The organism is Streptomyces sp. NPDC002870, assembly GCF_042888505.1.
GTDB lineage: Bacteria > Actinomycetota > Actinomycetes > Streptomycetales > Streptomycetaceae > Streptomyces.
This window is the reverse complement of the sequence record NZ_JBIAPW010000011.1, coordinates 91,564-116,307: the sequence shown is the minus strand read 5'-3', so window position 1 is coordinate 116,307 and position 24,744 is coordinate 91,564. Positions and strand designations below refer to the sequence as shown.

The window sequence follows — 24,744 nt, the reverse complement described above, 5'->3', positions numbered from 1 at the left end:
GCGGGGGCGCGGGGCGGAGCCCCGGTCAGGGCCGAGTGTTCAGCCTCGCCGGCGTTTGAGGCGTGGGGTCTGGGGCGGAGCCCCGGTTCTTGAACCTCGCCGCTTTGTCCGAATTCGCACCCATTCAGGTAGCGTCGAAGTATGAAGACCAGGCTGCTCACCGCACTGTCCGGTCTGCTGCTCGCGTTCTCGGCCACCGCCCTCGTCGCGGCCCCGACAGCCCAAGCAGCCACCGGCCCCGAAACTGTGGCCGAAGCCCTCAAGCAGAGCCCCGTGTACGTCGATCCGCGCGCCGCCGGCCAGCTCTCCGGCGCCGAAGCGGACTCCCTCGCGAAGAAGATCAAGGACGCGGACAAGCCGCTCTTCGTGGCCGTCCTGCCCGCCGGGACGGCGGAGTTCCCGCCGAACACCGTCATGCAGAACCTCCGCACCGAGACCGGCATCACCGGCCTGTACGCCGTCCGCCTCGGCGACGGCTTCAACGCGGGCGCCGACAGCAGCGTCATGACCAGGCCGGCCGTGCAGAACCTGGTCACCGCGGTCAAGACGCCCCCCGGCGCCGACGCCGCCACCCAGCTGAACAACTTCGTCGACCAGGCACTGCCCCAGCTGCGCGGCAGCGCCCCCGCCTCCTGGGGCTCGGCCCCGGACGAAGGCGTGAACACCGTCGGCCTGATCACGGTCGGCGCGGTCGCCGCCGCCGGCGGCGCGAGCGTGTACAGCGTCATCCGCCGCAACCGCCGCAAGCGGGAGGAGGCCGAGCGAGCCGCCCTCGACAAGCTGCGCGTGGTCGTCGACGAGGACATCACCGCGTTCGGCGAGGAGCTGGACCGGCTGGACTTCCACCCCTCGGAGAAGGGCGCGGACGACGCGATGCGCGCAGACTACGAGCGCGCACTCGACTCGTACGACAAGGCGAAATCGCTGATGGGCTCCGCCGAGCACCCCAGTGACGTACGCGCGGTCACGCAGGCCCTGGAGGACGGCCGGTACTCACTGGCCTCCCTGGACGCACGCCGTACGGGCCAACCCGTGCCGGAGCGCCGGGCGCCCTGCTTCTTCGACCCGCGCCACGGTCTCTCGGTCGCCGACATGACCTGGACCCCGGCGGGCGCCACGTCCCGCGAGGTCCCGGTCTGCGCCGCCGACAAGGCCCGTCTCGAGGACGGTCAGGACCCGATGGGCCGCATGGTCGAGACGGAGTCCGGCCGTCGCCCGTACTGGGAGGCGGGTCCGGCGTACGGCCCCTGGGCGGGCGGCTACTTCGGCGGCGGGCTGCTGCCGGGCCTGCTGGTGGGCACGTTGCTGGGCAACATGCTCGCCAGTCCGGCGTACGCATCGGAGTACGGCGGCGGTGAGTTCAGCGGCGGCGACTACTCGGGCGCCGACTTCAACTCCTCCGACTTCGGCGGAGGAGGGGGCTGGGGCGGCGGCGGAGACTTCGGCGGCGGTGGCGGCTTCGACGGCGGCGGCGGCTTCTAGTGGGGTACTACGCCGAGCGGGTCGTGCCGCGGATCGTCAACGTCGCCTGCGGGGTCAAGGCAGCCGAACCGCTACGACGCCGCGTCTGCGAGGGCCTGGCGGGCGAAGTGGTCGAGATCGGATTCGGTTCGGGGCACAACGTCCCCTACTACCCGGCGGCCGTCACCGGCGTGACCGCGATCGAGCCCTCCGATGTCGGATGGCGACTTGCCCGCGAACGCGTCAGGGCGGCGAGCGTCCCGGTGCGGCGCTCCGGTCTGGACGGCCAGTCCCTGCCGTTCCAGGACGACAGTTTTGACGCCGCCCTGTCCACCTGGACGCTGTGCACCATCCCCGACGCCGTTGCCGCCCTGCGCGAGGTGCGGCGCGTGCTCAAGCCCGGAGGGACCCTGCACTTCCTGGAGCACGGGCTGGCTCCGGAAGAGGACGAAAACGTACGCCGCTGGCAACGACGGCTCGAACCGATGGAGAAACGGCTCTTCGGCGGGTGCCACCTCACCCGGCAGACCGTCGACATGCTGACGACCGCGGGGTTCACGATCACGGCGCTCGACGTCTTCTACGAGGAGGGCCTGCCGAAGTTCATGGGTGCCGACTCCCTCGGCACCGCCCTGTCTCGCTAGTCAGCGCTCCCGTACAAAATCGGTGTACGGGTATGACCGAGCGCCCGCCCTGGCCGTGGGGGACAGCAGGACGGGCGCGCTCAGGGGTCGGACCGACCGTCAGGCGGCGGCTTTGATCGCGGAGATGTCGAAGCTCAGCTTGACCTTGTCGCTGACCATGACGCCGCCGGTCTCCAGCGCCGCGTTCCAGGTCAGGCCCCAGTCGGTGCGCAGGATCTCGGCGCTGCCCTCGAAGCCGACACGCTCGTTGCCGTAGACATCGGTGGCGGAGCCGTTGAACTCCAGGTCGATGGCGAGCGGACGCGTGACGTCCTTGATCGTCAGGTCGCCGGTGATGCGGTACGAATCGCCGCCGAGCTGCTCCGCGCTCGTCGAGCGGAACGACATCAGCGGGAACTTCTCGGCCTCGAAGAAGTCGCCGGTGCGCAGGTGGGCGTCACGGTCCGCGATGCCCGTGTCGACGCTGGCGATCTGCACGTCGATCTCGGCGGTGGAGTGGTGGGGGTCGGTGCCGTTCAGCTGAAGGCTGCCCGAGAAGTCGCCGAACGCGCCGCGGACGTTGGTCACCATTGCGTGCCGGACGGTGAAGCCGATGCTGCTGTGGGCCGGGTCGATGGCGTATTCGCCGGTCAGCGCGGTCAGCGCGGGGTCGACGTCGAGCGTGGCGGTGGGGGTGGCGGTGGTGGTGGCGGTGTCGGTCTTGCGGTTGAAGAGACCCATGACGCGCTCCTTGGGGGACGTAGTGGCGTGTTGTTTAAGCTTCAACAGAGTCGACCCTAGACCTATTCCGTTTAAAGTTCAACATCTTCTCCAGAGGTTCACCCAGAGGTACGCGGCCGCCCTCTGGCGGACGCGCGTAGAACTCGGGCACCATCTCCTTGCTCCACCTGCACAGCCGTCCCGCCGGAAATGCACCGGTCCACGCCGGAACGCACAGTCCTCAACGGTCATCAGCAGGAGGGATCCCCCGCCATGAAAGTCCGCTCCGCACTCAGCGCGCTCGTGCTCGTTCTCGGCGCGCTCTTCGCCCCCGGATTCGGCGTCATCAGCGGCGCGACCGAAGCACACGCCGTCACCAAGATCAGCCACGCCACAGCGACCTCGATGTTCCGCTCGTCGGGAATCACCTGGTCCTCGTCGGGCGGCTGCTCCGACCGCAACAACCCGACGTGTACGTCCTTCTCGCAGCTCAACCTCGCCAGTGCGAAGGGAGCGCAGACCCTCAAGAGCGCGAGCGGCTGTGCGCTCAACATCACCGGTGGCACGGAGACCGGGCACGCGGGCGGCACGTACTCGCACTGGAACGGCTACAAGCTCGACTACAGCAAGTACACCTGCGTCGGGAACTACATCAGGAACACCTTCACCTATATCGGCGCGCGTCCGGGCGACGGTGCCCCGCAGTGGAGGTCCGGCTCCGGAAACATCTACGCGGACGAGGGCAACCACTGGGACGTCCTGTACTACAACTGCGGCGGCTGCTGAGCCGGTGCGGACGTGCGGGTGCCCGGCCGGTTCCCCCACGCCGGCCGGGCACCCGTCCGCGTCACGAGCCGAGGCTCAGGATCCGACGGTCAGCGTGAAGCGCCGCGGGTTGCCGTCGTGCGCCGCGCCGGAGACGTCCGGCTGGCCGTCCGGGCGGACGTCGTCGTACGGGAAGGCGTAGCCGATCGGGGTGTTGGCGTGCACGGCCCGGGAGAAGTGGTTCGTCGCCGGGTCGCGGTAGTAGTCGGCCGAGGTCGCCCCGTTCGGCTGGTCGGGGTGGGTCAGCAGGGTCGTCCGGTTGAACCCGGCGGCGAGCCTGGCCAGCAGGGCCTTCTTGTCGTCGGAGTCGCCGGGGTTGTTGGCGAAGGGCCCGTGGTTGCAGCTGAAGATGTCCTTCGAGGTGGGCTTGGCGAAGGTGTGGCCGCCGGTGAAGGTCAGCACGCCGCCGTTCACCCGCCCCGTGCGCACGCCGCGGCCGCCCTGGAGGTCGATCCGCAGGTCGGTGGAGCGGTACTTGTCCCAGACCCGGTTGATGTAGTTGTCGAACACGTTCCGGAAGGGCATCTCGGCGGGCCGGTCGAAGAACGGCGCCATCAGGTTCTGCGGCGAGATGACCCGTAGCACCTGGCCGCCCGAGCCGCGGATGACCAGCTTGTCCCAGGGCTGGCCGTCGCGGCGCGTCTGGGCCACGAGCTCGTCGGCGATCTTCTGGAGCGCGCCGTTCGGAAGCGTGGCGACCGTGTGGGTGGCGTCGCCGGTCAGCTTGAGGCCGATGGGGAGGGCGGTCACCAGGTCGACGTAGCTGATGTTGGCGTAGAGCTGTGTCGGGTTGAAGGTGAATTCCGCGAAGGACCAGGTGCGGCCGTAGTTGGCGTCGGAGCTGGTCGCGAAGGCCGGCTCGACGAGGGCGGGACCCGGGTTGACGAAGAAGTTCAGCTTGTTGTCGCGTACGAAATAGACGCGGGCGCCGAACATCTGAGGCAGGGACAGCACGACCGGGCCCGCGCCCGCCGCGCGCAGCGGGATGGCGCAGTCGACGGGGAGCGGGGTCTGGGGCGCGGAGGGGGACTCGGGGTAGTAGACGCCGCCGCCCGGGCGGAGCAGTACCCAGCGTCCGGTGCCCTGCTCGTGGCCGGTGACGTAGGCGTTGACCTTACCGGGCAAGGACTTGTTCTCCAGGGCCAGTTCGCAGGTGGGGGGCGCGGCCTTGGCGCGGGGGCTGAGAGCGCTTCCCCAGACGGGATAGGTGAGCGCGGTAGCGGCTGCGGCGGTGCCGGACAGGAACATTCTGCGGGAAATCACGGATGTACTCCTGTACTTGTGGGGGATCCACCACTCTTGCGACGGCGGGAGCGGTCGTCAATAGATGTGACTGAGAGCGCTCTCACATTCTTTGTCGCTTCACAAGTTGTCGATCGTGGAGGGGACTTGGACTAACGCGCGGCGGTAGTTGGACTGCTGGCCACAGGAGCGCACGACTTCGTTGACGGTGGCGAAAGCGACGGGCTAGTCAGTCCCCATGCCACAAAGACTCCGAGCGGCGTGCGCGCTTGCCGTCGCCTCATCCGCCGTGTTCGCCCTGGCCGGGCCCACGCTCCCGGCCGCAGCCGACGACGAGGCGTCCGTCGTCATCGGCTCAGGACAGCTCTCCGTCGCCGTCGCCGAGGACTTCCCGAGGGTGGTGTCGTACACCGACCGTGCCAGCGGGGCCACGCTCCTCGGGAGCACGAACGCGGTCGCGGAGATCACCCTCAACGGCAAGGCGTACGCCGTGCAGTTGAAGGGCGCGCCCGCCGTCACGGCGTCGAGCGCCGCGTACACCCTGACCTTCGGCGACCTGCCCGGCGTCGAGATCGACGCGACGCTCAGCGTCTCCGGCCGGACCACAGCCTTCAAGGTCACTGCCGTCCGCGACACCGAGGCCTTCCGGGTCTCCACCATCGACATCCCCGGACACGACCTGGTCTCGGTCGGCAGCACAGACGCCGGAGCCGCGACAGCCTTCACCCGGCTCGATCCGGACTCGACGAAGACCGCCGACGTCTTCGCCCCGGTCACGCCCGGCACCGCGGCGGACGCGGCACCGGTCGGAGCCTCGTACGCCCTGGTCAATACGGGACAGCTGGCAGCGGCCGTCGAGTCCAACTCAAGCTACGACAAGCCGGCCGGCGCGACCGGCGGCGACGACGCCCGCTTCTGGCACCAGGCCCGCAAGGCCGCCGACGGCAGCACCCGCGTCGGCGTCTGGTCCGGACAGTGGACCTACCGGGGGAGTGGCGCCCCGAAGCCGGAGAGCGGCAAGGATCTCCCCTGGGCGAAGGTCGTCGTCACGCCCGATGCCAACGGCGACCGGAAGGTCGACTGGCAGGACGGCGCGGTCGCCTTCCGCGCCATCGGGGTCAGGGCCCCGGGCAGTGAGCAGACGCCGGACCGGGTGATCACCCATATCCCGTTCAACTTCGCCAGTCAGGCCACCCACCCCTTCCTGCGCACCCTCGACGACGTCAAGCGCATCTCGCTCGCCACCGACGGGCTCGGCCAGCTCGCGGTGCTCAAGGGGTACGGGTCCGAGGGCCACGACTCGGCCCACCCCGACTACGGCGGCAACTACAACAAGCGCGCCGGGGGGCTCGCCGACCTCAACACGCTGCTGAAGGACGGCAGGAAGTGGGGCGCGACCTTCGGCGTGCACGTCAACGCCACCGAGTCGTACCCCGAGGCGAAGAATTTCAGCGAGAGCCTCGTCGACAAGACGAAGCCCGGCTGGAACTGGCTCAACCAGAGCTACTACATCGACCAGCGCCGCGACATCAACAGCGGCGATCTGGCACGCAGATTCCAGCAGCTGAGGGACGAGACCGACCGCAATCTCTCCTTCCTGTACATCGATGTCTACTACACGCACGGCTGGATCGCCGACAAGACGATGCAGGCCGTGCAGGCACAGGGCTGGAACGTCGGCACCGAGTGGGCCGACAAGTTCGAGCGGGCCTCGCTCTGGTCGCACTGGGCCAATGACCTGGACTACGGCGGAGCCACCAACAAGGGCCTCAACTCCCAGATCATCCGGTTCATCCGCAACAGCGAGAAGGACGTCTGGAACAACCACCCGGTCCTTGGCCAGACCGCCCTCGAAGACTTCGAAGGCTGGACCGGCGAGACTGACTGGAACGCCTTCTACGACAACGTCTGGCAGCGCGATCTGCCCGCCAAGTACCTCCAGCAGGAGCAGATCACCCGCTGGGACGGCAATGACGTGATGTTCACCGGCGGTGTGCGCGGCACGGTCGAGGACGGCCGCCGCACCTTCTACGACCACGGCCGCAAGGTCCTGGACGGCGAGCGCTATCTGCTCCCGTGGGACGGCGGCAGGAAGCTGTACCACTACAACAAGGCCGGTGGCAGGAGCAGTTGGACCGTGAGCGGCGCGTCGTCGTACACGGTCCACAAGCTCACCGACAACGGACGCGTGAAGGCCGGGACCGTACGGCCGGTGCAGGGCCGGATCACCCTGACCGCGGCCGCCGGGCAGCCGTACGTCCTCTACCCGGACCGCGCGCCCGCCGCGCAGAACCCGAAGTGGGGCGCGGGCGGCCCGGTCGCCGACCCCGGCTTCAACGACGCCGCCCTCGCCGCCTGGTCCACGCGCGGCGCGGTCGCCCGCGACACCGACGACCACGGCCGCAACAGCGCCGCGCTCAGCGGTACGGGCACCGCGTCGCTCTCGCAGCGGATCACGGGACTCGAAGCCGGCAAGCGGTACACCGCGTCCGCCTGGGTCGAGGTCGAACCGGGGAAGTCGCGCCGTACGACGCTGTCCATCGGCGGGAAATCGGTCGCCGTCGACCGCTCGACCGCCAAGAACCAGGTGGCCGCGTCCGACTGGCACGGCAGCTACTTCCAGCGGGCCAAGGTGAACTTCACCGCACCGGCGGGCGGCGTCGCGACACTCAAGGCCGAGGCGGCGCAGGGCAGTCCGGCGACGGTACGGATCGATGACGTACGGCTCGTCGCCAATGCGCCGACGAGCCGGTCAGGCGCGCTGGTCCACGAGGACTTCGAGGCCGTCGACCAGGGCTGGGGCCCCTTCCTCAAGGGCGACGCGGGCGGGGTCACCGACCCCCGCACGCATGTGAGCCAACTGCACGCCCCCTACACCCAGGCCGGCTGGAACGGAAAGCGGATCGACGATGTGCTGGGCGGGACCGAGTCGCTCAAGTCGCACGAGGAGAACGCCGGTCTCGTCTACCGCACCGCGCCCTGGACCGTCCCGATGCGGGACGGGCGCAACTACCGGGTCGAATACGACTACCAGTCGAGCCACGGGGGCGCGTACGAGTGGGTCACCGGATACGACGGCGGCACCAAGGCCGTCGAGACCCGCCGTACGCCGATCGGAGAGCAGCGGACGACCGGCCACTTCAGCGAGACCGTGACCGCGGGCTGCGGCGGCACCTGGACCGGGCTGCGCAAACGCGGCGACGCCCCGGACGGCGCGGACTTCGTGCTCGACGGCTTCACCGTCACCGATCTGGGCCCGGCCACCGAGCATGCGGCGTGCGGGACGCTGGCCGTCACGGCGGGCGAGGCCCTGGAGCCGGGTCACAAGAACGAGGTCACGGCCGCCTTCACCAACAACGAGGCGACTGCCGTGAGCGGTGTCTCGGTCGGGCTCACGCTCCCCGAGGGCTGGACGGCGGAGCCTGTGGGTCCGGTGACCTTCGACTCGGTCGCGGCGGGTGCGCGGGCGACCGGTACCTGGCAGGTGACGCCGCCGGTGGACGCCGCGTACCGGACGTACACGATCGGCGGGGCTGCTTCGTACGCGGTGGGCGGGGCCTCCCGGAAGCTCACGGCCGCGACCTCGGTGCGCACCCTGCCGCCACCGCCCGCCACTGACGCGTGGGCGAGCGACCTCGACTGGACGGCGTCCGAGAACGGCTGGGGACCGGTCGAGCGTGACCTGTCCAACGGCGAGACGGGCACGGGCGACGGCAGCCCGCTGAAGATCGGCACAGTGGCCTACGAGAAGGGACTCGGCAGCCATGCCCCCGCGAAGATCCGTTACTACCTCGGCGGAAAATGCACCTCCTTCACTGCCGATGTGGGTGTGGACGACGTCCAGACGTCGCGCGGCAGCGTGCAGTTCAGCGTCCTGACGGACGGCGCGGAGAAGGTGAAGTCGCCGGTCCTGATGGCTGCCGACGCCGCTTGGTCGCTCACTGCCGATGTCACCGGGGCCAAGTACGTCGACCTGGTCGTCGGTGACGGCGGCGACGGGAACGGCAATGACCACGCCGACTGGGGGAGTGCCCGCTTCCACTGCGGGGGCTGAGGAACGGCGCTTGCCCCTCGTGCTGAGGACGAACCGAGGGGCAAGCGCTTTCTCGCCTGGTCTGTCATGCCCATTGAAGGGACGGCGAAGGACTGCTAGACCAACGGGCAACCGGTCTACACCACTCCTGTCTCCGGAGGCTCCCGTGTCCGTGCCGCTCCCACCCGCATGGTCCCGCCGCACCTTCCTCGCCGCCACCGCGGGAGCAAGCGCTCTCACCCTGGGATTCACTTCCCGGGGACACGCCGCCGGACAGGACGAGTACGAGACGCTGCGCCTGCGCTGGCTGGAGATCAGCCTCGGGACCGGCTACGACCCGGCCGTGGAGCCCTACGCCTCCCGCCTCGCCGAGACCGGCGAGCTGGCCGCCGGATTCCGCGCGGCCATGGCCCCCACCGACACCTCCCTGTGGCCCGGCTACACCTTCGACCCGCCCTCCGGCATCACTCAGAGCTACAGCCGCCTGTGGACCATGACCCAGGCGTACGCGCAGCGGGGCACAGGCCGCACCGGCGACGCCGGGCTCCTCGCCGACATCATCCGCGGCCTCGACCACCTGGCCGCGAAGATCTACAACCCCTCCACCACCCGCTACGGCAACTGGTGGGAGTGGCAGATAGGCAGCCCCCGCCTCCTCATGGACATCGTCGCCGTCCTTGAGGACAAGCTCACCCAGGACCGGCGCGACGCCGCCTTCGCCGCCGTCGACCACTTCATCCCCGACGCGATGCTCGGCGACTACAGCGGCACATCCACCGGCGCCAACCGCGTCGACCTCTGCCGCTCCGTTGCCCTTCGCGGCGTCCTCGGCAGGGCCCCGGAGAAGATCGCACTCGCCCGGGACGCCCTCTCGCCCGTTTTCCCGTACGTCACCAAGGGCGACGGCCTCTACGCCGACGGGTCGTTCATCCAGCACACCTGGGTCGCCTACTCCGGCACGTACGGACAGGTCGTGCTCGACGGCCTCGGCCGCCTCTTCGCCCTGCTCGCGGGCTCTCCCTGGGCCGTCACCGACCCCAACCGCCAGATCATCCTGGACAGCGTCGAGCACGCGTACGCGCCTCTGATCTACGACGGGCTGATGATGGACAGCGTCAACGGCCGTGCCATCAGCCGGGGTTACCTCAAGAACGACGAGCGCAGGATCATGCGCAGCGACCACTTCCACGGGCAGGGCCTGATCGCCGCGATCGCCCTGCTCGCGGGCGGAGCCTCCGCCGCGGAGCGGGAGCGCTGGCACGCCAGGATCAAGGGCTGGATCGAGCGGGACACGGTGACACCGATCCTCACCGGCCGGCAGTTCGGCGTCGCCGACCTCTCCCGGCTGCACGCGGTCGCCGCGTCGCCCGTCCCGGCCGCGCCCGAGCCGGTCGGCCACCAGCTCTTCGCCTCGATGGACCGAGCCGTGCACCGCCGCCCCGGCTGGGCCGCGAACATCTCCATGGCCTCAGAGCGGATCTCGTACTACGAGTGCGGCAACGGCGAGAATCCGCGCGGCTGGCACACCGGAGCCGGAATGCTCTACTGGTGGCCGGGCGAGGCCGCGGGCGGCAGGTCCGCCGGGGTCGCCGGGGCCGCCGATGCCGACCGGGCCGACCGGGCCGACGGGGCCGACGGGGCCGACCAGTACACAGACTGGTTCTGGCCGACCGTCGACTTCTACCGGCTTCCCGGAACGACCGTGTCGACCAAGCGACTTGCCGACCGGGCGGGCGGCGAATGGGGCGTGCCCAAGCCCGCGGCGAAGTGGGTGGGCGGGGTGAGCGACGGCGAGTTCGCGGCCGTCGGCCAGCATCTGCTGGGCCTCGGCTCCACTCTCGAGGCCCGTAAGTCGTGGTTCTGCGTCGCCGACGAGGTCGTCTGCCTCGGAGCGGGCATCACCAGCAGCGACGGGGTGCCCGTCGAGACCGTCGTCGACAACCGCAACCTCGGCGAGGGCGGAACCAACGCCCTGACCGTCGGTCCCCGCTGGGCGCACCTCGAAGGCCACGGCGGCTGGATCTTCCCCGGCGGCACCGGCCGGCTGCGCACCCTGCGCGACGACCGCACCGGCGCCTGGAGCGACATCAACACCACCAGCTCCACCGAGCGCGTCACCCGCCGCTTCCAGACCCTCTGGTTCGACCACGGCACCGACCCGGTGGACGCCTCGTACGCGTATCTGCTGCTGCCGGGAGCGAGCCGCCGCACCGTCACCGCGCGCGCCCGCGACGGCCGTCGGGTGGAGATTCTCGCCAACAGCGAGGCCTGCCAGGCGGTCGCCGTCCGCTCCCTGGGGCTGACCGCCGCGAACTTCTGGCAGCCCGGTACGGTGGGCCCGCTCACCGCGACCGCGCCGGCGAGTGTCCTCGTTCGGAGTAATCACCGCACGGCAAATCTTCATATCAGCGAGCCGCCGCGCACCGGGGTGCCGCTGGAGATCACCTGGCACCACCCGGTGCACAAGGTGAACAGCAAGGATGCGTCCGTGGAGGTGCTCGCCACCGGCCGGTCGCTGCGGCTGCGAATCACCGGAGGCACCGCTGGAGTCAGTCACCACTGTGAGGTGGCTCTCAGGTGAATACCTTGTGGAACCTCCACAAAGCTTAGTGGCCGTGAGCTGGTACTAGGGCTGCAGTGCACGATGGTTCTGTTAAAGGGCGACAGGAGAAACGTCCTGAGACTGTACGGAGTCAACGGCAGGGTTTTCTTGGTCGGATCCGTAGGGTCGATGCATGACCGTTTTGGACGAGACCACCGGCGAGCCGAATGACGCGCGCGGGCGTGTGGCCGAGCTGCACGCCCTGCGCGACGAGGCACACCGCGGCCCCAGCGACCGTGCGACCCAGGCGCAGCACGCCAAGGGCAAGCTGACTGCCCGCGAGCGCATCGCGCTGCTGCTGGACGAGGGTTCGTTCAAGGAGGTCGAGCAGCTGCGCCGGCACCGCGCGACCGGCTTCGGCCTGGAGGCCAAGAAGCCGTACACCGACGGTGTCATCACCGGCTGGGGCACGGTCGAGGGCCGCACGGTGTTCGTCTACGCGCACGACTTCCGGATCTTCGGCGGCGCGCTCGGCGAGGCGCACGCCACCAAGATCCACAAAATCATGGACATGGCCATCTCGGCCGGGGCTCCGCTGGTCTCGCTGAACGACGGCGCCGGCGCCCGTATTCAGGAGGGCGTCTCCGCGCTCGCCGGCTACGGCGGCATCTTCCAGCGCAACACCCGCGCCTCGGGCGTCATCCCGCAGATCAGCGTGATGCTCGGCCCGTGCGCGGGCGGCGCGGCGTACTCGCCGGCGCTCACCGACTTCGTGTTCATGGTCCGCGAGACCTCGCAGATGTTCATCACCGGACCTGACGTCGTCAAGGCCGTCACCGGCGAGGAGATCAGCCAGAACGGCCTGGGCGGCGCGGACGTCCACGCCGAGACGTCGGGCGTCGCGCACTTCGCGTACGACGACGAGGAGACCTGCATCGCCGAGGTGCGCTACCTGCTGGCGATGCTCCCCTCCAACAACCGCGAGAACCCGCCGGTCGCCCACGCAGAGGACGCCGCGGACCGGCGTTCCGAAGTCCTGCTGGACCTGGTGCCGGCCGACGGGAACCGCCCGTACGACATGCACAAGGTCATCGAGGAGCTCGTCGACGACGGCGACTTCCTCGAGATCCACGAGCGCTGGGCGCGCAACATCATCTGCGCCCTGGCCCGGCTCAACGGCCAGGTGGTCGGCATCGTTGCCAACCAGCCGCAGTCCCTGGCCGGTGTCCTGGACATCGAAGCCTCCGAGAAGGCCGCACGCTTTGTGCAGATGTGCGACGCTTTCAATATCCCGATCATCACCCTTCTGGACGTACCGGGCTTCCTGCCCGGCGTCGACCAGGAACACGGTGGGATCATCCGGCACGGCGCGAAGCTGCTGTATGCGTACTGCAACGCGACCGTGCCCAGGATCTCGCTGATCCTCCGCAAGGCGTACGGCGGTGCCTACATCGTCATGGACTCCCAGTCCATCGGTGCGGACCTCACCTACGCCTGGCCGACCAACGAGATCGCGGTGATGGGCGCCGAGGGTGCCGCCAATGTCATCTTCCGCAGGCAGATCGCCGAAGCCGAGGACCCCGAGGCCATGCGCACCCGCATGGTCAAGGAGTACAAGGCCGAGCTGATGCATCCGTACTACGCGGCGGAGCGTGGCCTGGTCGACGACGTCATCGACCCGGCCGAGACCCGCGAGGTGCTGATCGCATCTCTCGCGATGCTCCGTACAAAGCACGCCGACCTGCCGTCCCGCAAGCACGGCAACCCCCCGCAGTAACCCTGCGAGACTGGAGCCCGAAGGCCATGAGCACTCCTGACGAGTCGTCCTCCTCCCTGCTGCGCGTCGAGAAGGGGCACGCCGACCCCGAGGAGCTGGCGGCGATCACCGCGGTGCTGCTCGCGCGGGCGGCGTCCCAGCCGGAGACCGAGGCGGCGCATCGCGGCCGCTCCACGGCGGGCTGGCGGCGCCTTGAGCGGCAGCGGGGCTTCCGCTCGGCGCACAGCTGGCAGGGCTGAGGCTGTCGCGTTTCCTTGACCCCAGCGCCCGGCACGGGCGCTGGGGTCTCGCCGTCTCCCCGGGCCTGCGGCCCCGCGCCGCAAACTCCCCCGGACTTCGTCCGAATCAAGCCCGTTGGGGGTCCCCCCGGACGAAGTCTGGGGGAGATTGAGGACAACGCCCGAAGGGCGTACGGGGTCCGGCGGCTTGGCCCCACCACGCGGCGGAGCCGCACATCGACACAGCAGGACGCCCCCGCGCTCCAAGCAGGAGGCGAGGGCGTCCGAGGCACGCGGCCGCGGTACCGGCTACCGCAGGCGCGCCATCAGTGCGTGCTCGACCAGCGTGATCAGCGCGCTCTTCGCGTCCGCACGGTGGCGCGCGTCGGTCGTGATGATCGGGGTGTCGGGCCCGATCTGCAGCGCCTCCCGCACTTCCTCCGGGTTGTACGGCTGGTGTCCGTCGAAGCCGTTGAGAGCTATGACGAAGGGCAGGCCGCTGTTCTCGAAGTAGTCGACCGCCGGGAAGCAGTCCGCGAGACGACGCGTGTCCACCAGTACCACCGCGCCGATCGCGCCGCGGACCAGGTCGTCCCACATGAACCAGAAGCGGTCCTGTCCGGGCGTGCCGAACAGGTACAGGATCAGGTCCTGGTCCAGGGTGATACGGCCGAAGTCCATGGCCACCGTCGTGGTGGTCTTGTCCCCGGTGTGGGTCAGGTCGTCGATGCCGGCGGATGCGCTCGTCATGACGGCTTCGGTACGCAGCGGGTTGATCTCCGAGACGGCGCCGACGAACGTGGTCTTGCCCACGCCGAAGCCGCCCGCCACCACGATCTTTGCGCTGGTGGTTGAGCGGGCTGCACCGCCGCTAGAGCTTGCGAAGTCCACTGAGCACCCTTTCGAGCAGTGTCACGGCTGGCTGGCCGCCGGCGGCCTCGTCGCCGCCGGGCTGGTGAATGGCGACAAGTCCGGCCTCCGCCAGGTCGGCGACGAGGATCCGGGCAACGCCGAGGGGAATGGTGAGAAGTGCCGAGATCTCGGCGACCGACTTGATCTCGATGCACAGCCGGCAGATCCGCTGGTGCTCGGGCAACTGCCCTTGCAGCCTTGACGGTTCGGCCGTGGTACTGACCAGTGCCTCAATGGCGAGCTGGTAGCGCGGCCGGGTCCGGCCGCCGGTCATGGCGTACGGGCGCACCAACGGGTTGTGCGTGCCCGTAGAGGGTGCGGGCTCCGCCCGCCGCTGCACCGGCTGGATCCGCGGCTGCTGCGGCTGGTCGTACGAGGGGTCGTACGGCGACTGCTGGTAGGGCGGCTGGGCGCCCTGTCTGCTCGGCGCGGAGGGAAAGTTGAAGCGGTTCTGGGAGTGATCACCCGGCGGTTGGTGAGCACCGTCATAGGGGCGTCCGCCCGGGGGTGTTGCCACGTTTCCTCCTCCGACTGCCGGTCGCCGGTCCATGTCCCTGTGGAGCCGCGCCACCGCACCCTATGGTGCGGTGGCGTGAAACGCACTGTCTGTTAATTGAGAAGACTGCCCTGGAGCTCCGCACGGAGGTCCGGGGTCAACACACTGCCCGCACGGTCCACCAGCAGAGCCATCTCGTAACCCACCAGGCCGATGTCGGCCTCCGGGTGCGCGAGCACGGCAAGCGAGGAACCGTCGGAGATGGACATGAGGAAGAGGAAGCCCCGATCCATCTCCACCACTGTCTGGTTGACCGCGCCGCCTTCGAAAATCCGGGACGCCCCCGCGGTCAGCGAGGTCAGACCGGAGGCGACCGCCGCCAGCTGATCGGCTCGGTCCCGCGGGAAACCTTCGGACATCGCCAGCAGGAGTCCGTCGGCGGAGACCACCACCGTGTGGGACACCCCAGGGGTGTTGTCCACGAAGTTGGTGATCAACCAGTTCAGATTCTGCGCCGCCTGGCTCATCGGGCTCACACTAACGCTCCTGGTTGTAGGTACTGCCCGAGCCGAAGCCCGGTCCGTTCGTGTCCGTTCCGGCGCTGCGTCCCTGCTGGACGCCGCGCCGCAGATTGCTCAACCTGCCACGTACGTCCTCCGGGGCGCGGGAGACCTGGGGGCCGCCCTGCGGCGTCTGCTCGGCGGTGCCCTCGACGAGATTGGCCTTGGGCACTCGCCGCGGAAGACCGGAGGGGGTTACCCCGCCCGCCTTCGGCTCGCGGAGCTTCTCCGCCCGCTGCCAGCGCTGGTCGTTGGTCGAGCGCCAGTCCTCGGGGCCGGCGCCGTTGCCGGCCGCCTCGGCCTGACCGCCCTGCGGAGCTTGCTGGGCCTGCTCCGCGGGCTGCTGCCACTGTTGCTGGGGCTGCGGCTGCTGGGTGCCGCCGCGCCGCGGCAGACCGGCGTCGGTCAGCGCGTGGCTGCTGCTCGGAGAGGGTCCCGGACGTTCGAAGCCTACGCGCTCCGGGGCGCTCGTGGGAGCGCCGGGGGCAGATTCCGATTCGGGCCGGTACTCCGGCTCGTACGCACCCTGGTACGTACCTTGCTCCGGCCACTCTGCCTGGTGGGACTGGGTGTCGAACTGCCCGTCGTACTGCGGCTCCGGCGTCTGCGAAGCCTGGTAAGTGGCTTCCGCATATGCCGATTCATGCTGCTCCTGGGGCCCCGGGTACCCGCCCGGCGACTGGTAGCCGTCGTACGCCTGCGGCTGCTCCTGGGCGTAGTCCTGCGCGTACTCCTGGCCGTACTCGGGGGCGTACTGCTGCTGCTCCTGCGAGTACTGGGCCTCGTCCCGGTAGAGCGGCCGCTCGCCGCCCTGAGCCTGCGCCTCCAGCTGCGCACGGCGCTCCTCGCGCAACAGCGAGCGGCCCACCGGGTCGAGCTTCGGAGCATCCTCGTAGCGGGAGTCGTCGAAGCCGAGCTCGGCGGCGGTACGCATCGGGGCACTCTGGATCGGGGCAGGCTCGAAAACCTGCTGCTCCGGAATGATCTGGGAGACCGTGAAGTCGTCCTCGGGCAGCGGCTCGCCACCGCCACCGTGGGTGATGGCGTCGGGCAGCATGACCAGCGAGGTGGTGCCGGCTTGCTCGCCCGAGGGGCGCAGCTGGACGCGGACGCCGTGCCGGTCGGCAAGGCGGCCGACCACGAACAGGCCCATGCGCTGCGAGACGGCGGCGTCCACCGTCGGCGGGTTGGCCAGCTTGTGGTTGATGTCCGCGAAGTCCTCGGCGGTCAGGCCGATGCCCTTGTCGTGGATCTCGATCATCACGCGGCCGTCGGGCAGACGGGTCGCGGTGACGCGCACCTTCGTCTGCGGCGAGGAGAACGTGGTGGCGTTCTCCAGCAGCTCGGCCAGCAGGTGCACAAGGTCGGTCACGGACTGGCCGTGGATGTCCGTCTCCGGGACGCCGGTCAGCTCGATGCGCTCGTACGACTCCACCTCGGAGGAGGCGGCGCGCAGCACGTCGACCAGCGGCACCGGCTGGTTCCAGCGGCGGCCCGGCTCCTCGCCGGCGAGGACCAGGAGGTTCTCGCCGTTGCGGCGCATACGGGTCGCCAGGTGGTCCAGCTTGAAGAGGTTCTCCAGCTGGTCCGGGTCGGCCTCGTTGTTCTCCAGGTCGGTGATCAGGGTCAGCTGGCCCTCGATCAGCGACTGGTTGCGGCGCGACAGGTTGGTGAAGATCGCGTTGACGTTGCCACGGAGCATGGCCTGCTCGGCGGCGAGCCGCACGGCCTCGCGGTGGACCTGGTCGAAGGCGCGGGCGACTTCGCCGATCTCGTCCTGGCTGTCGATCGGGATCGGCTGCACGCGGGTGTCGACGCGGCCCGGCTCCGTACGCGAGAGCTGGTCGACCAGCATCGGCAGGCGCTGCTCGGCGATGCCGAAGGCGGCGGTGCGCAGCTGGCGCATCGAGCGGCTCATCTGGCGGGCCATGAGGCCGGCCAGGATGAAGGCGGTGAGCAGGGCGATGACGACGATGGCGCCGTTGGTGATGGCGTCGGCCTTGGCGTCGTCGGAGATCGCCGCCGCCTCGGTCACGGCCTTGTCGACGAGTTCGTTCTCGATCTCGGTGTAGCCGTCGAACTTGGCGGTGGACGCGCCCATCCAGGTCTCGGGAGTGACGTCGAGCTTCCTCAGCTCCTTGGGGCTCAGCCCCTCGCCGATCTTGGCGGACATGCCCGCCAGAACCTGGCCGCTCTTGTCCCGCGGGGGGTTGAGGCCCAGGGCCTTGAGCTGCTTCTCGCCCGCGGCGGCCTTGCCCGCCATGATCTGCTTCAGCTTGTCCGTGTCGGCCTGGGTGCCGCCGGAGACGTACTCCGCGATCGCGATCTGCTCGAGGTAGTTGTACGAGTTGAACGCAATGGTCTGCTTGGCGCGGACGGTGTCGTCCGAGCTGGGGCGGACCAGCAGGTGAACGCCGATGGAGCGCTGGAGCGACGCGGCGGCCTTGGCCAGCTGGACCGCGTAGACCGTACGGCCGTAGGCGGTGATGTTGCCGGTGCCGAGGCCGAGCTCGTTGGAGAACTCCATCAGCGAGTGCTGGACCCTGACGTAGCCCTCTTCGGTGTTCACCGGGTCGAGGGCCTTGGTGTACGCGACCTGGCGGAGCTTGGCGAGGGTCGGCTCCTCCGAGCGGAAGAGACTCAGACGGCGATCCAGGCCCTGCTTGTCGGGCATTCCCTGGACGGCCTGATCGAACTTTTTCTTCGCGGCGTCCGTTGTCTCGTACGACTTGGTGACGGCCGGCTTCTGGCGGTCCGCCTCGCTGGTGGCGGAGAGCAGCGTCGCGGCCGTGAGGTCACGCTCGTTGAGCAGCGCCTGGCCGTACTCCGAGGCGGCGCGCACGATCAGCGCCGTCTTCTCGGCGTCCTGCGCCTCGTCCCAGGTGTCGATGGAGGACTTGACCTGGAAGCCGCCCATCACCAGACCGACGAGCACGGGTATGAGGAGGATCGCGTTCAGACGGGTGGGCACCCGCCAGTTTCGCGGGGACAGCCGGCTGGAGCTTCCGGCGGCCGGGGGCGGACCGGGCGCATCCGCAGGCGACGCCGCTGTGCGCGGCGGCGGGGTGAAGTTGCCCCGCGCCTGCTGCTCTGCGGAGCTCGTCATGCTTCGCCTCACTCGACCAACAACCTCTCGGCGTCGGCACCTACGCTGTGCCGTGTTTCGTTCAGAGCTCTACTACTAGGTAGTTCGCCAGATTCCAGCACGTCGAGTGGCCCCCTTCCAAACAGTTGGAATCAGCCATTCCGAGTGGTGCAGGCCTCAGATAAAACGGGCATAAGGAGCGAGCCCCGTCAAATGGCGAGGCCAATGTGAGCGCAGTGGTACCGCCCGTACGCACCGGGTGTCCGAGGCCTGGTAATTCTCTTTCGAAACGTTATGAACACGGAGGCGGACCGTGTCAATCGACACAGCCCGCCCCCTCACAACTACGACAACTGCCGTACGCCGTCTTCCACTTGACCGTCCAGTGACCGTCTACTTGAGCCGTGCCATCAGTGCGTGCTCGACCAGCGTGATCAGCGCGCTCTTCGCGTCCGCACGGTGGCGCGCGTCGGTGGTGATGATCGGAGCGTCCGGACCGATCTGGAGAGCTTCGCGCACCTCCTCCGGATTGTACGGCTGGTGTCCCTCGAAGCCGTTGAGAGCGACGACGAAGGGCAGGCCGCTGTTCTCGAAGTAGTCGACCGCCGGGAAGCAGTCCGCGAGACGACGCGTGTCCACCAGTACCACCGCGCCGATCGCGCCGCGGACCAGGTCGTCCCACATGAACCAGAAGCGGTCCTGTCCGGGCGTGCCGAACAGGTACAGGATCAGGTCCTGGTCCAGGGTGATACGGCCGAAGTCCATGGCGACGGTGGTCGTCGTCTTGTCCCCGGTGTGGGTCAGGTCGTCGATGCCGGCGGATGCGCTCGTCATGACGGCTTCGGTACGCAGCGGGTTGATCTCCGAGACGGCGCCGACGAACGTGGTCTTGCCCACGCCGAAGCCGCCCGCCACCACGATCTTCGCGCTGGTGGTTGAGCGGGCTGCACCGCCGCTAGATCTTGCGAAGTCCACTGAGCACCCTTTCGAGCAGTGTCACATCCGGCGTGCCGCCGGCCTCTCCGTTGCCCGGCTGATGGATCGCCACCATGCCCGCCTCCGCCAGGTCGGCCACGAGGATCCGGGCCACCCCCAGGGGCATCGACAGTAGCGCCGAGACCTCGGCCACGGACTTGACCTCACGGCACAGGTGGCAGATCCGCTGGTGCTCGGGGAGCAGTGTCCCGAGGTGCGCCGGGTCGGCCGTGGTGCTGACCAGCGCCTCTATGGCGAGCTGGTAGCGCGGCCGGGTCCGGCCTCCGGTCATGGCGTACGGACGGACCAGCGGCTGATCGCCCTCAAATCCGTACGACGCGTCGACTGAGGCGCCGTACGGATCGTAAGAGGCGGGTGGCGGGGTCATGAATCCTCCGGGCGTGACAGCAAGTGGTCGGCGAGCCGTCTGAGTGGGCCGGTGGGGGGCCTGTGGGCGACCTGACGGTGACTGTGCGTTGGCGTATGGCAGAAGCACCTGTGTGGGGTGGGCAGGTTCAGTGCAACAGGCTTCCCTGGAGCTCGGCGCGCAGGTCCGGAGTGAGGACGCTGCCCGCCCGGTCCACCAGGAGAGCCATCTCGTAGCCCACGAGGCCGATGTCGCAATCTGGGTGTGCGAGCACGGCCAGCGAGGAGCCGTCGGAGACGGACATGAGGAAGAGGAAGCCGCGCTCCATCTCGACAACGGTCTGGCTGACCGGGCCGCCTTCGAAGATCCGGGACGCCCCCGCGGTCAGCGAGGTCAGCCCGGACGCCACAGCCGCCAGTTGGTCGGCGCGGTCGCGGGGAAATCCTTCGGACATTGCCAGCAGAAGACCGTCGGCGGAGACCACCACCGTGTGGGACACCCCAGGGGTGTTGTCCACAAAATTGGTGATCAACCAGTTCAGATTCTGCGCCGCCTGGCTCATCGGGCTCAACTAACGCTCCTGCTGGTGAGTGGGGCCGAGGTTGAAGCTGCCGGTCGTCGAGCTGTTCTGCTGACGGCCCTGCTGAATGCCCCGACGGAGATTGGTCAGTCGGCCACGTACATCGTCCGGCGCACGCGAAACCTGCGGACCGGCCTGGTTGTTCTGCTCCTGTGCGGTGCCCGGCACAAGGTTGGCGCGCGGGACCCGGCGGGGCAGACCAGAGGTGGTGACGCCGCCGGCCGCGGGCTTCCTGACCCGCTCGGCCTGGCGTACCAACTCGTCATTGGGCGAGGCGCGCCAGGCGGCAGCACTCGCGTTGGGCGCGTTGCCCGGGGTCACCGGGGTCTGCGCCGGGGAGCGCTGCGGCATCGGCGGAACGGGACGGTCCGCCGGCTGCGGCGGCTGCTGCTGTGCCGGCTGACCGCCCTGCTGGCCGTTCTGAGCGCCGTGGAACCAGTTCGTCTCGAGCGTGTCGTACAGCGGCGTACGGCCGTCGCCGGGACCGGCAGGCGGGAGCGCCTCGGGCTGCGGCTGCGGGGGCAGCGCTCCCCCATGGCCTCCGGCGTGGGAGGTGCCCCCAGCGGGGCGCGGCGCGAAGCCGGCGTCGTCCCGCCCGCCGCGCTGGCGCGGTGCCTGCGGCGAGTTGAAATCGGGACGGGCGAACTGAGCGGTGGACGCCGGGTCCTGGGAGCCGGCCGGCGAGCCGTTCAGGTCCTGGCGGCCGTACTGGCCCGTGGACGAGGGGTCGGGCGTGCCGTACACATCGCCGCGTACGAACTGCCCGGTGGAGCCCGAAGCGGCGCCCGTGTTGGCGCCCCGCGGGGGCGCGGCGTTGAAATCGGGCCGTGCGAACTCCGCCGTCGAGCCCGGACCGCGGTTGGAGTCGCTGTCCTCGTGGCCACGCGGCGCGTCCGCCGCCGGACGCTGCTGCGGGGCGACCGGCTGCTCGTTGCCCCAGCTCGCGGCCTGAGGGCGCTGCGGGCGCTGGGGCTCCTCGCGACGCGGGCTGCCGCCGGGGAGCTCGGCGCGGGGGCCGCCGGAGGGCGGCAGCTGCCGGCCTCGGTCGCCCGCGGCCGGAGGACCCTGCTGGAGGCCGTTCTGGCGTGCTTCGTTACGGGCAGGAGGGTTCTGCGCCCCGCGGCCCGCACTCGAGCCGAAGGCGCCGGCGAGACCGCCGCCACCCTGACCGCCCTGCTGACCCTGACCCGGGCGCGCAGTCCCGTCACGGCCCGGCAGCGCGGCGCGCGGCGCACCGGCACCGAGCCGCCCGCCCGCGGGCGCACCGCCGAGACCGGCGCCAGGCGCGCCGCCGAGACCGGGGCGACCGCCGCCGCCCCCACCGGGACCACCGCCCGGACGGCCGCCGAGGCTCGCGGGACCGCCCTGCGCCGGGGGAACGGCGCCCTGGCCGCCCGTACCGGGCATGGCCGGGGCCTTCTTGCCGCCGTGGGCGACATCGACGGGGAGCATGACCAGCGCGGTCGTGCCACCGGAGTCGGAGGGGCGCAGCTGGATGCGGATGCCGTGCCGCAGGGACAGCCGGCCGACCACGAACAGACCCATGCGGCGCGAGACCGAGACGTCCACGGTGGGCGGCGACGCCAGCCGCTCGTTGATCGCGGCGAGGTCCTCGGGGGAGAGGCCGATGCCGGTGTCGTGGATCTCGACCAGGACGCGGCCGTCGGGCAGCGCGTGACCGGTGACGCGGACCTTGGTCTGCGGCGAGGAGAACGAGGTCGCGTTCTCGAGCAGCTCGGCCAGGAGGTGCACAAGGTCGTTGACGACGCGGCCCGCGACCTCGGTCGCGGGGACCGCGGCCAGTTCGATGCGCTCGTACTGCTCCACCTCGGAGGCGGCGGCACGGAGCACGTCGACCAGCGGGACCGGCCGGGTCCACCGGCGGCCGGGCTCCTCGCCCGCGAGGACGAGGAGGTTTTCGCCGTTCCGGCGCATACGGGTCGCGAGGTGGTCCAGCTTGAAGAGGGAGGACAGCTGGTCCGGGTCGGCCTCGCGGGACTCCAGTTCGGAGATGAGCGAGAGCTGACGCTGGATGAGGCCCTGGCTGCGGCGCGAGAGGTTGGTGAACATCGCGTTGACGTTGCCTCGCAGCAGCGCCTGCTCGGCGGCCAGCCGGACCGCTTCCCGGTGTACGTCGTCGAAGGCCGCGGCCACCTGGCCGATCTCGTCCCTGGAGTGCACACCGACGGACACGACGGAGGTGTCGACGTCCTGCGGGTCGGCCTCGGAGAGCTGCTTGACCAGCTCGGGCAGCCGCTCCTGGGCGACCTTGGTCGCGGTGTCCTGCAGTCGGCGCAGCGAGCGGATCATGGAGCGGGCCACGACGAAGGCGCCGACGAGGGAGACGCCGAGGACGACGAGGATCAGCGCACCGTTGATGATCGCGTCGCGCTGGGACTGCTCGCGCAGCTCACGGGCCTTGGCCTCCATCTCGCCGAGCAGCGTGGCCTCGATGGTCTTCATGGCGTTGATGCGGACCGAGTAGTCGTCGGTCCAGTCCAGGTGCGAGCGCTTGTCCAGGCTGGCCAGACCGTTCACGTTGTCCAGCGCGCGCTTGGCGTACAGCTCCGACGCGGTGATCGTCGGGTTGCCGTTCTCCATCGGCTCTGTCAGCTCGTCGGCGTTGCCGCCGGAGGACTCGTAGATCGACTTGAAGGCCTTGAGCGCGGTCTTGCCGTTATCGCGGGCGGCCTTGCCGTAGAGCCGGTCGTTCTCCTCGAGGCCAGGACCGTCCTTGTCGGCGCCGCCCGGCAGCGCGGCGGCGATGATCGCGCGCTGGATGGAGGCGTACTCCTTGGCGGCGGAGAAGGCCGCCAGGGCGCGCGTCCGCTTGATCATCTCAGGGTTGCTGGTCGCCTGCGCCATGTCCTGGGAGAGGGTCAGCAGCGATTCGATCAGCCGGCTGTAGCCCTCCACGGTCAGGGAGTGCGGGTTGCCATCGTTGTAGGCGGTCTCACGGATGCCGTTGAGCTGGTTGACCTGGACGGCGATCTGGTTCGCGTTGGCGCGGATGCTCTCCAGCGAGTCGTCCTCGTCCGTGTTGGGGATCTCACGGGTGGCTTCGAGGAACGACTTCCTGGCCCGGTCGGTCGCGGCTCGCGGGCCCTTGACCTTGAAGTCGACCGGGGTCTTGTTGGACAGCGGACCCGCCGACAGGTCCCGCTCCGACTGGAGCGCCTGCGCAAGCTCGGTCGCCTGCTTGGTCATCTTGGTGAGCAGCTGCATGTGATCCAGCTGCCGCATGTCGTCCATGGACTCGTTGATACGGAGTCCGCCCAGCGTGGTCGCGGCGACGACCGGCAGGGTCAGCAGGGAGACCAGACGCGTGCTGATGCGCCAGTTGCGCAGTGCTATTCGCGAACCGGTGTCCGTGGGCCCCTTCGGCTTCAGCGGGGCCTTGGGCGCGTCGCCGCCGGGTGCCGCCGCGCCGGGGCGCGTGGCACCGCCGCCGCTGTCGCCGGGCGCTGCCGGTCCCTGGTTCTGGGTGTGCCGGGGCGAGGATCCGCGGTCGGTCCCGCCGCGCGGCTCCTGTTCCGCCGCAGCGCTGCCATCCCTCTTGAAACGTCCCTGCACTAGCGTCGCAACCTCTGGACCAGGCGTCCCTCCGCTCGCACGGCGGGACGGTGTCGGCGTCGTGGGGCGAAGAACGCGCCCCAGTGGTGGTCGTGAGTGACCGGCGCTGCTCCCCCTTCTCCGCCGCACATGGCGCTGCGTTGCGCCTCTTGCGCGCCGGACTGAAACCGCGGCGGTGCGTGGAATTCCAGCACAGTGCCGGATCTCCAACAAGGGCCGTGTACCGGGCTGTGACCTGGGTGACGCGGTGTGAGCATTGCGTCACAAGGCGTAGAAAGAGTTCGCGGAGGAAACGGACTTTTGCTTACGAGTCACTTAGGGGTGGGGGGTGTCCCAGTCGCCATGATCAGGAGCGGAATGCTGCCTTCAGGGAGGTAATGTCCGTTTCTCTGTGGGTAGTTGACTGTCTGGAATGACCGAATTGACCGTCAACTCGTGAGGAAACTCACATGGAGATCGCGGTCTCCCGCCGCCTTTCCCGGGGAATTGGATGTTTAGCCTGACGCTTTACAGGGATGGGAAATCCGTCAACCGGCGCTCACCTGGGTGCCCGTACTCCGACAGGGTCTGAAACAGCAAATGAAGACGACGATGTTCCGCAACATAGCCAACCCCCGGCGCACTACTCTCGCGCACCTCAAGGACGCCGAGGAACTCCAGACGCCGGAGCAGCCGGAGCACTCGCTCGATCTTCCCGCACAGACGGCCAACCCCCGCCGCACGATCCTCGTGGACGCCCCCGCCCAGTAATGCGC

Annotated in this window: 18 protein-coding genes; 8 read left to right on the top strand and 10 right to left on the bottom strand. The window is 69.5% G+C overall.

Annotated elements, in window-relative coordinates; genetic code table 11:
- Window positions 1-141: 141 nt before the first annotated feature.
- On the top strand, window positions 142-1,482 hold the full coding sequence (locus tag ACFYWY_RS16420) for a hypothetical protein (RefSeq protein WP_389186042.1): 1,341 nt from the start codon (window positions 142-144) through the stop codon (window positions 1,480-1,482).
- Window positions 1,482-2,105 (top strand): class I SAM-dependent methyltransferase, encoded by a 624-nt coding sequence (locus tag ACFYWY_RS16415; protein ID WP_389186039.1) that lies wholly within the window; start codon window positions 1,482-1,484, stop codon window positions 2,103-2,105. The genes ACFYWY_RS16420 and ACFYWY_RS16415 overlap by 1 nt, the downstream gene beginning before the upstream one ends.
- Before the next feature lie 99 nt (window positions 2,106-2,204).
- Here the strand turns inward: ACFYWY_RS16415 and ACFYWY_RS16410 are convergent, their stop codons facing one another.
- Entirely contained in the window at window positions 2,205-2,825 is a 621-nt protein-coding gene (locus ACFYWY_RS16410) for a YceI family protein (RefSeq protein WP_389186036.1), read from the bottom strand.
- Between the two features lie 252 nt (window positions 2,826-3,077).
- Between ACFYWY_RS16410 and ACFYWY_RS16405 the strand changes: the two genes are divergently transcribed.
- Window positions 3,078-3,590, top strand: coding sequence for a hypothetical protein (locus tag ACFYWY_RS16405; protein WP_389186033.1), 513 nt, complete (start codon window positions 3,078-3,080; stop codon window positions 3,588-3,590).
- Window positions 3,591-3,665: 75 nt separating this feature from the next.
- Here the strand turns inward: ACFYWY_RS16405 and ACFYWY_RS16400 are convergent, their stop codons facing one another.
- Window positions 3,666-4,877, bottom strand: a complete 1,212-nt coding sequence (locus tag ACFYWY_RS16400) for a glycoside hydrolase family 64 protein (protein ID WP_389186360.1) — start codon at window positions 4,875-4,877, stop codon at window positions 3,666-3,668.
- 232 nt (window positions 4,878-5,109) lie between these two features.
- On the opposite strand from ACFYWY_RS16400, the gene ACFYWY_RS16395 reads away from it, so the two are divergent.
- The 4 genes from ACFYWY_RS16395 to ACFYWY_RS16380 all read left to right on the top strand — a co-directional run bounded on the left by ACFYWY_RS16395 (window position 5,110) and on the right by ACFYWY_RS16380 (window position 13,462).
- Window positions 5,110-8,925 carry an endo-alpha-N-acetylgalactosaminidase family protein gene (locus ACFYWY_RS16395; RefSeq protein ID WP_389186030.1) on the top strand — a complete coding sequence of 1,272 codons (3,816 nt, stop codon included), beginning with the start codon at window positions 5,110-5,112 and terminating at the stop codon, window positions 8,923-8,925.
- 151 nt (window positions 8,926-9,076) lie between these two features.
- Window positions 9,077-11,485, top strand: a complete 2,409-nt coding sequence (locus tag ACFYWY_RS16390) for a polysaccharide lyase 8 family protein (RefSeq protein WP_389186357.1) — start codon at window positions 9,077-9,079, stop codon at window positions 11,483-11,485.
- A gap of 154 nt (window positions 11,486-11,639) precedes the next feature.
- Complete coding sequence (locus ACFYWY_RS16385) at window positions 11,640-13,223, top strand: acyl-CoA carboxylase subunit beta (RefSeq protein WP_389186027.1); 1,584 nt, start codon at window positions 11,640-11,642, stop codon at window positions 13,221-13,223.
- A gap of 26 nt (window positions 13,224-13,249) precedes the next feature.
- Window positions 13,250-13,462: an acyl-CoA carboxylase subunit epsilon gene (locus tag ACFYWY_RS16380; RefSeq protein ID WP_389186023.1), complete on the top strand. Its 213-nt coding sequence runs from the start codon at window positions 13,250-13,252 to the stop codon at window positions 13,460-13,462.
- Window positions 13,463-13,750: 288 nt separating this feature from the next.
- Here ACFYWY_RS16380 and ACFYWY_RS16375 read toward each other — a convergent pair whose 3' ends face one another.
- The 8 genes from ACFYWY_RS16375 to ACFYWY_RS16340 form a co-directional block, all read right to left on the bottom strand.
- On the bottom strand, window positions 13,751-14,332 hold the full coding sequence (locus tag ACFYWY_RS16375) for an ATP/GTP-binding protein (protein WP_050791473.1): 582 nt from the start codon (window positions 14,330-14,332) through the stop codon (window positions 13,751-13,753).
- Window positions 14,313-14,870 carry a DUF742 domain-containing protein gene (locus ACFYWY_RS16370; protein ID WP_389186018.1) on the bottom strand — a complete coding sequence of 186 codons (558 nt, stop codon included), beginning with the start codon at window positions 14,868-14,870 and terminating at the stop codon, window positions 14,313-14,315. Before ACFYWY_RS16370 ends, ACFYWY_RS16375 begins: the two co-directional genes overlap by 20 nt.
- Window positions 14,871-14,962: 92 nt before the next feature.
- Window positions 14,963-15,376 (bottom strand): roadblock/LC7 domain-containing protein, encoded by a 414-nt coding sequence (locus tag ACFYWY_RS16365; RefSeq protein ID WP_307665799.1) that lies wholly within the window; start codon window positions 15,374-15,376, stop codon window positions 14,963-14,965.
- 10 nt (window positions 15,377-15,386) lie between these two features.
- The gene (locus tag ACFYWY_RS16360; RefSeq protein ID WP_389186015.1) at window positions 15,387-18,527 is read right to left on the bottom strand and encodes a nitrate- and nitrite sensing domain-containing protein; all 3,141 of its coding nucleotides are present in this window, start codon (window positions 18,525-18,527) and stop codon (window positions 15,387-15,389) included.
- 360 nt (window positions 18,528-18,887) lie between these two features.
- Window positions 18,888-19,469: an ATP/GTP-binding protein gene (locus ACFYWY_RS16355; protein WP_307660891.1), complete on the bottom strand. Its 582-nt coding sequence runs from the start codon at window positions 19,467-19,469 to the stop codon at window positions 18,888-18,890.
- Complete coding sequence (locus ACFYWY_RS16350; protein WP_389186010.1) at window positions 19,450-19,857, bottom strand: DUF742 domain-containing protein; 408 nt, start codon at window positions 19,855-19,857, stop codon at window positions 19,450-19,452. Before ACFYWY_RS16350 ends, ACFYWY_RS16355 begins: the two co-directional genes overlap by 20 nt.
- Before the next feature lie 127 nt (window positions 19,858-19,984).
- Complete coding sequence (locus tag ACFYWY_RS16345) at window positions 19,985-20,398, bottom strand: roadblock/LC7 domain-containing protein (protein ID WP_005311457.1); 414 nt, start codon at window positions 20,396-20,398, stop codon at window positions 19,985-19,987.
- Window positions 20,399-20,407: 9 nt separating this feature from the next.
- Complete coding sequence (locus ACFYWY_RS16340) at window positions 20,408-23,989, bottom strand: nitrate- and nitrite sensing domain-containing protein (protein ID WP_389186007.1); 3,582 nt, start codon at window positions 23,987-23,989, stop codon at window positions 20,408-20,410.
- A 591-nt stretch (window positions 23,990-24,580) separates the two neighbouring features.
- Between ACFYWY_RS16340 and ACFYWY_RS16335 the strand changes: the two genes are divergently transcribed.
- On the top strand, window positions 24,581-24,739 hold the full coding sequence (locus tag ACFYWY_RS16335; RefSeq protein ID WP_389186370.1) for a hypothetical protein: 159 nt from the start codon (window positions 24,581-24,583) through the stop codon (window positions 24,737-24,739).
- Window positions 24,740-24,744 lie beyond the last annotated feature (5 nt).

What these genes read in the sequence shown, in the direction of transcription:
- ACFYWY_RS16395 (WP_389186030.1), top strand. Translation starts at nt 5,110, where the DNA reads ATGCCACAAAGACTCCGAGCGGCGTGCGCGCTTGCCGTCGCCTCATCC.
- ACFYWY_RS16380 (WP_389186023.1), top strand. Translation starts at nt 13,250, where the DNA reads ATGAGCACTCCTGACGAGTCGTCCTCCTCCCTGCTGCGCGTCGAGAAG.
- ACFYWY_RS16405 (WP_389186033.1), top strand. Translation starts at nt 3,078, where the DNA reads ATGAAAGTCCGCTCCGCACTCAGCGCGCTCGTGCTCGTTCTCGGCGCG.
- ACFYWY_RS16410 (WP_389186036.1), bottom strand. Translation starts at nt 2,825, where the DNA reads ATGGGTCTCTTCAACCGCAAGACCGACACCGCCACCACCACCGCCACC.
- ACFYWY_RS16385 (WP_389186027.1), top strand. Translation starts at nt 11,640, where the DNA reads ATGACCGTTTTGGACGAGACCACCGGCGAGCCGAATGACGCGCGCGGG.
- ACFYWY_RS16365 (WP_307665799.1), bottom strand. Translation starts at nt 15,376, where the DNA reads ATGAGCCAGGCGGCGCAGAATCTGAACTGGTTGATCACCAACTTCGTG.
- ACFYWY_RS16400 (WP_389186360.1), bottom strand. Translation starts at nt 4,877, where the DNA reads ATGTTCCTGTCCGGCACCGCCGCAGCCGCTACCGCGCTCACCTATCCC.
- ACFYWY_RS16350 (WP_389186010.1), bottom strand. Translation starts at nt 19,857, where the DNA reads ATGACCCCGCCACCCGCCTCTTACGATCCGTACGGCGCCTCAGTCGAC.
- ACFYWY_RS16420 (WP_389186042.1), top strand. Translation starts at nt 142, where the DNA reads ATGAAGACCAGGCTGCTCACCGCACTGTCCGGTCTGCTGCTCGCGTTC.
- ACFYWY_RS16335 (WP_389186370.1), top strand. Translation starts at nt 24,581, where the DNA reads ATGTTCCGCAACATAGCCAACCCCCGGCGCACTACTCTCGCGCACCTC.
- ACFYWY_RS16345 (WP_005311457.1), bottom strand. Translation starts at nt 20,398, where the DNA reads ATGAGCCAGGCGGCGCAGAATCTGAACTGGTTGATCACCAATTTTGTG.